The 5,846-nt window shown below is 60.7% G+C and carries 6 protein-coding genes; all 6 read right to left on the reverse strand.

The genetic code is table 11. The features are described from left to right. Positions 1–17: 17 nt before the first annotated feature. Positions 18–614, reverse strand: a complete 597-nt coding sequence (locus DI606_RS19160; RefSeq protein WP_293985506.1) for a hypothetical protein — start codon at positions 612–614, stop codon at positions 18–20. 70 nt (positions 615–684) lie between these two features. Next, positions 685–1,533 (reverse strand): hypothetical protein, encoded by an 849-nt coding sequence (locus DI606_RS19165; RefSeq protein ID WP_293985508.1) that lies wholly within the window; start codon positions 1,531–1,533, stop codon positions 685–687. A 19-nt stretch (positions 1,534–1,552) separates the two neighbouring features. Further along, a complete protein-coding gene (locus DI606_RS19170) occupies positions 1,553–1,855 on the reverse strand; it encodes a hypothetical protein (protein WP_293985510.1) in 303 nt (100 codons plus the stop codon). A gap of 149 nt (positions 1,856–2,004) precedes the next feature. Next, complete coding sequence (locus DI606_RS19175) at positions 2,005–2,586, reverse strand: hypothetical protein (protein ID WP_293985512.1); 582 nt, start codon at positions 2,584–2,586, stop codon at positions 2,005–2,007. A 41-nt stretch (positions 2,587–2,627) separates the two neighbouring features. Continuing rightward, on the reverse strand, positions 2,628–3,818 hold the full coding sequence (locus DI606_RS19180) for a DUF932 domain-containing protein (protein ID WP_293985514.1): 1,191 nt from the start codon (positions 3,816–3,818) through the stop codon (positions 2,628–2,630). Positions 3,819–3,935: 117 nt separating this feature from the next. Beyond that, positions 3,936–5,750, reverse strand: coding sequence for a strawberry notch C-terminal domain-containing protein (locus tag DI606_RS19185; protein WP_367119497.1), 1,815 nt, complete (start codon positions 5,748–5,750; stop codon positions 3,936–3,938). Between the last annotated feature and the right edge of the window lie 96 nt (positions 5,751–5,846).

Here is a 5,846-nt window from a genome sequence, read left to right on the forward strand (position 1 = left end):
AATGGCCTCGGATCGTCTCAAACGGCGGATAATTTTGTAGCCCATAAATAAAGGGTTGCGGTGAGACGAGACACCATCTGCAAACATAACAGCCAGCAGGATGATTTCACAGGGACAGGCAGGCCTTCCTGCTCGATGCGCGCGATGCACTCTTCCCGTCTCCAGCCCCATTCCCGCAGCGGATAACGGTAGATGAACCGCGGGTCCTCATGCCCTTCCCGTTCGGCATAGCGCCGATTGTCGGCCGGCGAGCAATCATAACCGATAAGTTTGACGACCTGGCCGCCCCGCGCCCAGACTGCTTTCGCGGCCGGCCAGGAGGCGGCCCATTGGTCCTGGGGAGCGATTTTCCATTTCGCCGAGCAGCTGTGGCGATTGAAGGAAATCGAGGGTAGCGTCCCGTTGGTAAGCAGATTTTCGAGAAGCGAATGATAGGGAGGCCAGTGGCGAAAGCGCTTTGGTTCGTATCGGACGACATGGTTTTCGACACCCTTGTCATCCATCCATTCGCGGAACAGGGGAACGAAGCGATCTGTTTCAGGGCGCTCGCTCCCCGTATCCGCCATCAGAACCGCATCGATGGGCTCACGTCGTGCGACCATCTCTATGATCATCGCGGTCGAATCGACGCCCCCTCCCCACGCCGCCAGGACTGGCGCACGAACTATCCGCCTGCCCATGGGTTCAGCAGTCCAGATTGGTGAGGCGAACCATGATATGTGGATCGCCGCTGCCGCCCGCACCAAGCTCGGCGCGGCACAGCGTGATGATCCTATCCCATATGTATGCAGGCATGTCGCTGTCGCTGCCCTCTCCCGACAAGCTGGGGTCAACCAGCACAACAACATCTGACCATTCATCGGGATCGCCGGACTTGTGCCATGTGAATTTTGGCCGGTCGTCCATGAGCCATCGACGGAAGGCGGGGTCGTGGAAGATGTCGGGCGCGTTAAATGACAGGCTCCGCCCAGCAGTCACATCGGTACTTTGCCCAATCGGCGATATTCGGCCCGAGCTTTCGCCGTCGACGCTAGGTGAGCCGGTTACCAATGCTTGTGAAAGCGATTCGCCAGTAGACTGAAGTACGACTCGATCAGCGAAGATCGCGCAATAGCCACCGCCGAACTCGCCTGGACGCGGCCGGGAGCATGTGACGGCCCATTCAAAGCCAAGGGGTTCAAGAGCAAGTGTGGCCCGGCAGCAGCGCTGGATGATCTGGGCAACGCTCCAAGGCTGGAAATCTGTGGTTCCGGAAATGACCGCGGTACAATGCGCAGGGTCTTCAAGGCTATTTCCCCCGCTTAACTCAGCGCCGAGCGAGGGGAAGTGCGGCTCGTCGAAGAGGGAGAGCAGGCCACTCCAGTGGTCGCCCCCATCCGTCGGCGGAAAACTTGCGAGGAATTCGGGGCTGGGATCGTCAGGCTCGAACTCTGCGTCGAGATTGGCGCATGCGAGGAAGGCCTCTTCCAGCAGCGCCATCTCGGCGTTGGTACAGCGGATGACGAAGCTCGCGGAAAGAAATGTGTTTGCCATGGTGCCATATCCAGTCGGATCAGAAGTGAGAGGGGGCCGCCGCCGCGCCGATGAGGAAACGGAGCTTTGCCCATGCAGCCTCCTCACCCGAGCGCACCCCGCGATTGAGCCCGCGCGCGTAAAGGCGAAAGGCGATCGAAGCCATTTCCGGCGTTGCTGTGGCCGGGATGAATTCGAGAAAATTCTGCTCGTCGTCCCGAAGCTCAAGCATATCGGCGTGGCTCAGCAGATGCGTGAGGGCCACGCGTGCAGGAGAGTTGAGTTCGGCGAGCCGCGCATTGAAGCGCTGGACAAGCGGATCGACGGCGGGGAAGTCAGACATGATCAAAGCTCCAGCAATGAAGAGCCGCTCCAGCCTCGCGTCAGTGGGTCGCGGTCTCGGAACAGATCGAGGAAACAGCTTCAATCGGTACGAGGCTGGGGGCAAATAGGTGGGGAAGACGTGCCTTTGATCGGCGAAGCGAGAAGCGATCAGGGGGTTATTTCGCCCGTCACCCACCAAGCGACCGCTGCCTGATCGACCGATTGGTGGAGGCAATTGTCGAAGCAGAATCGCTGAAACTCGGGTCTTTCACCAAGACCCGCGACATTAAGCTTTGCTGCAAGCTCGGCGCTGAAGGCCTCCAGGGGCGTGATGTCGCCTGCCGGCACCCATCTGGCAAGATCATCGCTTTCCGCGTTGCAGAGGTCGCAGAAGGTGCAATCATAGACACCGGAAATCGCCCACGCCTGCTGCTGGACGTCCCACCTTGCGCTGGCGTCGCGCGCGAGCATGTCGCAACCGCAGTCTCGGCAGACAGGCTTGAGGGCGCCGACAGGCGAAGTCGGGTCGGGCTCGTCAGGAAAGCTCGGGACGAAACTGAAGCGGTAGGAAAGCTTGGGAATCCGCAGGTCGAAATAGGTTGAGCCTTCAGCGGCGAGATAGGCCGCGGTCCAGACTTCAGCCCCCTCCTCGATTTCGAATGAAATGATCTCGGAGGCGAACTGGTCGCCACCGCTGAAAAAGTCGACATCGATGCGGTAGACGCGCGTCATCGTGGTCAGGTGAGCCATGACAAATCTCCTTGAATTTTGGTTGGGTGGTGCCGGGTCGATCAGCGAGCGCGTTCGAGAAGCTTGCGGGCCTTGCCTTCAAGCTCCAGGCGCCCATCTTGATGCGGGCGGCTGCGCGCGAGTGCGGTGATGCCCTGCACGAAATCGTAGACCGAAGCCGGAGGATGCCCCTCTTCAGCCAGGACTGTCGCAATGACCTTTGCGGTCTCGGCCTTGGAAAAGCCTTCCTTGCGGAGGAAGCTTTCCCGGTCTTCGTCCTTGCGCGCAACCACGGCGGACCTCGCCGCGGTGATGCCATCGATAAAGGAACGGGGGGAACTGTCGGCAAAATGGGCTAGCGCTGGCGCCGCCTCGTGGGCGAAGCGGTTCGCTGCGAATTTCGAGTGCCGGATGTTGATTTCCTGGAAATTCTCGACGCCCCAGAGATTGCGGTTCTGACACACAGCGCGAAGATAGAAAGTCGCTATTCCCAATGACTTGGAGCCGACTTCTGAGTTCCAGCAATAAAATCCACGAAAATAAAGATCGGGATCGCCATTGGGCAGTCGCCCCGCCTCGATCGGATGGAGATCGTCGACGAGAAACAGGAATACGTCCCGGTCGGAGGCATAGAGGGTTGTCGTCTCGCTGCTGACATCGACATGCGGATTGTAGGTCATGGATCCCCAATCGAGAACGCCGGGCACCTTCCAGCGTGTGTCACCGGTGCCGTTACCCGCAATCTTCATGACCGCGCCAACCAGTTCATGATCCCAGATGCGGCCATAGTCTGGGCCGGTGACGGCGCGCAGTTCGGTGCGGCCATCACTCGTCTGCAGCATTTTCACATGCTCGCCCGGATGGCGGATCAAGCCGTGCTGGAGGTTGATGCCGGCAAGGGCTGCGGGAAGCTGGCGCAAATAGGAAGCCGGCGCGCCGACCAGACTGCAGAGTTGGCCGAACGACCAGTTGGTCGGCGCGACCGGCTCTTGATCCTCCGACAATATGAGAGACAGGCGCTCAGGCTCGTCGCTGCGGGCTTCGACACGAACCGTCCGGCTCTCGACGATACGGGTCGTCGCCCGCTCCGCCCGGGTCCGTACACTGTCGTAGAGATCACCCAGAGAGAGATAACGCTCGTCCTGGGGGCGGCTGAACCATTCCGACGACACACGTGATATGTTCTTTCCGCGTGAAACATCGACGCGATAGGGGCGTGTGACAGCGCTCTGAGATGCAGTGATTGCAGTCATGGGAACCTCCAGAATTGGATGGGCTGACGATCCGGTGGGCCATTCCCCAACCTTCGCCATCCCATCCTCTCCCCCTCCCTCCTGCCGTCACGGCAGGCACGGCCCCCTCCTGCTGGCTCAGGCAGCCTTGTCCGAGAGGGCAACGAGCTTGCCCCATTCGGCGCCTGTGCGGATGATCTGCTCCACGATGGTTGTGGCTCGATCAGCCGGAATGAACAGCCTGGTCTTGTAGGCGATGATCTCTGTGAAGCAGCCGATCGATTTCAGCCATTCGCGCCGCGGTGCCGGGTAGTCCCTGATTTCCAGACGCCGGCTGTCGTTCACGAATGCCCAGATGAGCCTTGCCGGCTCCATACCCGGTATGGCCACGCCTTCGCCGCTGCGCGCCGCAACGATCAACTCCGAGGGCGACAAGGCGATCTTCATTGAGACGCTGAAGGCCGTGGCGACCTTCGCGAGGCCGCTTGGAGAGATGATGCGACCGAGGATCGAACTTCCATCGGCGTCAGACACGCGCCAGACCCGGAGATCGTCGTCCGGCAGCTTGTTCCAGACCGGCAACAGCAATCCGGTTGCCATATTGATCGTCTCCACATCAAGCTTCGCACGCGCTTCCGCGACCTCGGCTTCCCAGAGCGTTTCGAACTCGGCTTTGCCGATGGGCGACCAATGGCTCTCGAGCAGAGCCTGATCACGGATACGCTCGTGGCCCGTGGGACGCACAAGCCCCCACATCGTAATAGGCTCCCCCTCACTGTCCATGATTGGCCAGCTCGTAACCTGGAGCGCGACGCGGCCCGACTTGCCGTTACGCAGCCAGCCTGCGGCTTCTTCGCCATGCTGGCGGATCAGTTGGGCAAAGCCGGTCGCTCTTCGGCGATAATGCAGTTCCAGACGGCTGAGGCGTGTCTCGGCGCCCGTGACGGGGTCTCGCCGCAGTATCTGTTCGTCCAGCAGGATTACGCGCTCGGCCTGGATCGTTTCCACGCCGACATCGAGCCTGCCCGCCTCGCGCGCCGCATCGATCCGGGCCTGGATCAGCGCCATATACTCCTCGAAGATCGCATTCTGCGTCTCGATACGAAGGGCGAGCAACCGATTGAGCCACCGCTGGATTGGCGGGAGATCGTCGAGCAGGCCGCCCGACTCCTTGTCGAGAAGCTTGAGCCCCGTCATCGCAATGAAGGCGCTGAGCGAGGTACTCGTCAATTTGCCGCGATAGAGCAGATGATACCATTGGTTGAGCGCGTCGCGGGCGTAATCGCTCTCAAGATTGTCCGCCGGATCGAAGAGGTTCTGCCCCCCGGTCTGCCGCTGGCCGCGGGTGAGCGCGCCCAAGCTGTCGAGACGACGCGCAATCGTGCTGATGAACCGCCGCTCGCCGCGACAATCGGTCGTGACCGGCCTGAAGATGGGGGCGCTCGCCTGATTGGTGCGGTTGGACCGGCCAAGACCCTGGATCGCGTTTGATGCCCGCCATCCCGGTTCCAGCAGGAAGTGAATGCGGCGCCTGTCGGATGACTTGCAGTTTCGGTCAGCATGATAGCTGCGCCCGGTCCCACCGGCGTCGGAAAAGACGAGGATCTGCTTTGCTCCCGACATGAAGGCTTCGGCTTCGACCAGATTGCTCCTTGACCCTCGACTTTCGATTTTCTGCCGCCCGTTCCCGTCGACCACGAGACGCCGCGAACGGCCAGTGACCTCGGCGACAGCCTGGGTGCCGAAGTGCCGGATGATCTCGTCGAGCGCAGACCCGATCGGCGGCAGGGCGCAAAGTTCCTCGATCATTTCGTCGCGAAGCGCGAGCGCCTGCTGGCAGAAGACAGGATTGCCCTCGGCGTCGATCATAAGTTCGGAGCGCTCGACATCGTCGTTCCCCTTGATCACCTGCATCATGCGGACCGGGAAGGCGGTCTTAAGATAATCGATCATGGCTTCTTTGCAGTCGAGATTTATGTCGAGCGGTTCGCACGCAGGCGCGGATTTACGGGATGAAGACATCGATTTTACTCCAGATAATTAAGGTGT

The sequence above is a fragment of the Sphingobium sp. genome, from assembly GCF_003248505.1.
GTDB lineage: Bacteria > Pseudomonadota > Alphaproteobacteria > Sphingomonadales > Sphingomonadaceae > Sphingobium.

Excerpts from the sequence above, each read along its gene's own strand:
- DI606_RS19160 (WP_293985506.1), bottom strand. The coding sequence starts at position 614 with ATGATCATAGAGATGGTCGCACGACGTGAGCCCATCGATGCGGTTCTG.
- DI606_RS19165 (WP_293985508.1), bottom strand. The coding sequence starts at position 1,533 with ATGGCAAACACATTTCTTTCCGCGAGCTTCGTCATCCGCTGTACCAAC.
- DI606_RS19170 (WP_293985510.1), bottom strand. The coding sequence starts at position 1,855 with ATGTCTGACTTCCCCGCCGTCGATCCGCTTGTCCAGCGCTTCAATGCG.
- DI606_RS19175 (WP_293985512.1), bottom strand. The coding sequence starts at position 2,586 with ATGGCTCACCTGACCACGATGACGCGCGTCTACCGCATCGATGTCGAC.
- DI606_RS19180 (WP_293985514.1), bottom strand. The coding sequence starts at position 3,818 with ATGACTGCAATCACTGCATCTCAGAGCGCTGTCACACGCCCCTATCGC.
- DI606_RS19185 (WP_367119497.1), bottom strand. The coding sequence starts at position 5,750 with ATGATCGATTATCTTAAGACCGCCTTCCCGGTCCGCATGATGCAGGTG.